Raw genomic sequence first — 2,546 nt, forward strand, 5'->3', positions numbered from 1 at the left:
TCGTTACCCGTCAACTATAAATATTTAAATATGGAATTATCAGAAATGTTGTTTTTAGGAGGTTTTGTGGTTTTCATCGCCGCAATCCTTTTGCTTGACATGTTTGTAATCGACAAGAAGGCTCACGAGGTGTCCATCCGTGAGGCTGGCACCTGGACTGCCGTATGGATAGCCTTGGCGCTCCTGTTTTCCGTCTTCTTGTGGTTTCATGGTGATATGGTACATGGAATAGAGAATTTCAGCGATCTCCAGGCAGTGGCTTCGCGCTATGCCTCGCATCTGAAACTCAATCCCGACGATTTCGAGTCGAGTCTGCAGCAATACCGCCATTACATGACGGTGTCATACATCTCAGGTTATCTGATAGAGAAGACGCTCTCTGTAGACAACCTCTTCGTGATGATGATGATTTTCACATCCTTCGGAGTGGGGAAGAATGAATATCAGCATGTGTTGAACTGGGGAATACTCGGTGCCATCGTCTTGCGTTTCGTGTTCATATTCCTTGGCGCTGCCATAATAAGCCGTTTCGACTGGGTATTGCTCGTCTTTGGTGCGGTGCTCGTATATAGCGGCGTGAAGATGTACCTCAACCGCAACAAGAAAGAGGAGATGGATGTGGAGAAGCATCCGCTCGTCAGACTGCTGTCTAAGACGGGACGTATTCACCCTCAGTTCGAGGGCGACAAGTTCTTTATCCGCCGTGCCGGACGCCTGCTGTTCACTCCGCTCTTTGTCACGGTGCTCGTGATAGAGTTCAGCGACCTTATCTTTGCCTTCGACAGCATACCGGCGGTATTCTCCGTGTCGCTCGACCCCTATGTGGTGTTCTTTTCCAACATCTTTGCCATATTGGGTCTGAGAGCCATGTTCTTCCTCCTGGCAGCGATAGCCGACAGATTCCGCTATCTTAAGCTCGGTGTCTGCGTTCTCCTGGTGTTCATCGGTGTGAAGATGCTCATCCATGAGTTTTTTGAGATTGATGCCATATCGTCGCTCGTGTTCATTGTCAGCGTGCTGGTGGTGAGCATCGGAGCCTCGCTGGTGGTGAAGAAGCAGACCGTGTAGCGTATTTACAATCCATAGACTATAGGCATGCCCCCAAAGTGCTGTTCCGTATCAGGAATGTAGCCTTTGGGGGCTTTTCATTCCCATTTCCCTCGCTTAATCGGATTCTTGGATAATCTGCATCGTGGCATTGCCGACTGCATGGCCATCAACAGCGGCTTCGCCTATTATTCCCTGTCGAGCATCTTCATCATAGAATATCGCGGAGCTGAACTCGGCACTATAGCCCTGCTTGTCAATGTCATTAGAGAGATGATCACTCTATTAGACGTTGGCATAGGCAAACGAAAAAGGCACGACCCCTCGCTTTTGAGAAGCCATGCCCGGAAATATATATTGAGATTTTGGAACTCAGAAGTTCACTCCGAAGTTCAGCGTCAGACATCCGTTGTGCGACGTGTCGAACTCATCGTGACAGATATTCGCCAAACCCACGTCATAGGTCAGGTCGGCATAAAACATGTCGTAGGCAACGCCACAGCCCAAACGCAGTCCACCGTCGAAGCGCTTGAAGCGGTCGCTCGAGAACGACGGGTCTGCTTCTCTCTCGCGATAGTTCTTTATCTTTCCGCCCACACCACATGCCAGGTATCCGCCGGCAAAAGGCTGGATGGAGAAGTGGTCGTCGATAGGGTAGGCATATTTCACAGTCAGCGGCACCTCCAGATAGTTCAGGTCGTAGGTCATCTTCTTGCCGTCGTCGAGCTTCTTCTTGCCGCCCTTCTCGGTATAGTATAGTCCCGTCTCGAAAAACACCGGAGCACGGTCAGACAACGCTATGCCCACCACGGCACCCACGTTGAGGCCCGTCTGCGCGTTGCCGCCATCAAGAGTCTTGTCGTCGGAGCTCACGGTAGAAAACGACGGTCCGATGCGCAGTCCGTAGTAGTTCTCGCCGCTCTGATATAGTCCCGTGCCCGGTCGGCGGGAGTAGTCCAGATGTCCAGTTCGCTGGTTGTAATATCTGCTGTTCTTATAAGCCTGAGCCTGAGCCGTGCAGCCAATAGTCATTATCGCCAGAGCTGCCAATATAAACTTCTTCATAATAGTTGTCCTTTCTTAATACGTTCTACAATAATTTTTTCTTTCCGTTGGCAAAAGTATAGTTTTCCCTCCAACTCCACTGAGGGGATATCCCTAAAATAGAATGGGGAAAACCATATTGCAGCCGAAGGATGGTTCCTTGCATTATTGTTTTCCAATAATCTCAAATCGGTCATTACATCTTGTAATACGTAACACGTATACTTTTTTCCGGAGGAAAGTGTCATAGTATCATTTTCGAGACTTTTTCCATACCTAATCTCTTGAAAGCCAGAATAATACTTCAATGATACTTTTCTTTCTTCTTTACAGAAAAGTGTCATAGAAGTGTCACAGAAGTATCATGGAAGTCTGAAAAAATATAGTAATAACCCGTTGGCGGAATTAATTAAAGTTGGTCGACATGAGCAAAAGTTGCCCATATCGCTGATTCT

The 2,546-nt window shown here is 48.2% G+C and carries 2 protein-coding genes and 1 pseudogene; 2 read left to right on the forward strand and 1 reads right to left on the reverse strand.

Annotated features, from left to right (window positions below; translation table 11 throughout):
* Window positions 1–30: 30 nt before the first annotated feature.
* Both QVO99_RS00620 and QVO99_RS00625 read left to right on the forward strand, forming a co-directional pair.
* On the forward strand, window positions 31–1,068 hold the full coding sequence (locus QVO99_RS00620) for a TerC/Alx family metal homeostasis membrane protein (protein WP_022315648.1): 1,038 nt from the start codon (window positions 31–33) through the stop codon (window positions 1,066–1,068).
* A gap of 120 nt (window positions 1,069–1,188) precedes the next feature.
* Window positions 1,189–1,335: pseudogene (locus QVO99_RS00625) on the forward strand (LysO family transporter); the annotation flags it as partial.
* An 84-nt stretch (window positions 1,336–1,419) separates the two neighbouring features.
* On the opposite strand, the gene QVO99_RS00630 reads toward QVO99_RS00625, so the two are convergent.
* Window positions 1,420–2,112 carry a porin family protein gene (locus tag QVO99_RS00630; protein WP_022315649.1) on the reverse strand — a complete coding sequence of 231 codons (693 nt, stop codon included), beginning with the start codon at window positions 2,110–2,112 and terminating at the stop codon, window positions 1,420–1,422.
* Between the last annotated feature and the right edge of the window lie 434 nt (window positions 2,113–2,546).

The sequence above is a fragment of the Prevotella sp. CAG:592 genome (assembly GCF_000436015.1).
Taxonomy (GTDB): Bacteria; Bacteroidota; Bacteroidia; order Bacteroidales; family Bacteroidaceae; genus Prevotella; species Prevotella pectinovora.